The organism is Comamonas halotolerans (assembly GCF_030162935.1).
In the GTDB taxonomy this organism is placed as follows: domain Bacteria; phylum Pseudomonadota; class Gammaproteobacteria; order Burkholderiales; family Burkholderiaceae_C; genus Comamonas; species Comamonas halotolerans.
This window is the reverse complement of record NZ_JASAUZ010000039.1, coordinates 1-668: the sequence shown is the minus strand read 5'-3', so window position 1 is coordinate 668 and position 668 is coordinate 1. Positions and strand designations below refer to the sequence as shown.

1 protein-coding gene is annotated in these 668 nt (G+C 49.3%); it reads right to left on the bottom strand.

Annotation, left to right across the window (positions count from 1 at the left end; genetic code table 11):
- Positions 1-232: 232 nt before the first annotated feature.
- Positions 233-668, bottom strand: a 436-nt coding sequence (locus QEP11_RS14310) for a DUF6396 domain-containing protein (protein WP_284337330.1), incomplete at its 5' end; no start/stop codon positions are given.

The following is a 668-nucleotide window of genomic DNA, read 5'->3' as shown; positions in this document are numbered from 1 at the left end:
GGGGCGCGGGCTTTGTCAAACAGTGCCTGCGCCTCGGGGGTGACGGGGATGTCTGCATCGCGCGAATGCACGCAGGTAAAGCTTAAATCAGGCGCGGGCGATGGGCTGGGCAGGGTCATGGTGTGGATGGCATCCACTTCTGCGCTGCATGCCGCCAGCCATAAAACCATGGCGCATAAGCCAGTGCTTTTAAAAAGCCGTATAGGGGACATGCGGGCTGGATACATGGGCATTACTGCGCGGAAGGTTGGCGCTGGAATGAAAAACTGCCATCCCATTCGGGAAGGGGCACTGGCGGCAGAGGAACAATGCTGTTGATTTCTGGGAGCTGTGCACCTGGTTTTTTATCTAGGACATCTGAAATTTTCTTATAGCGTCGTGATCTTTCAAGATCAATAGCTATTGGAGCATGTTCGGAAATACTTGTGTTACCACGATCAAAAATGAGATACAAATCAAATGCAGCCATTGAGTTGCCCAATTCGGTTGATTTTTGCAGTGCTTGAAGCATAAGCCCTAAGTCTTTAGATACCACACGATGGTAGCTGGCCAGATTTTTTGCACCTAAGGCAGAATTTTGCGCAACAGCGCATTCAAGCATGACCCTGCCAATATCATTTTTGTTGAAATCAAAAATAAGTTTGTAACCCACATAGGCCTGCCCATTG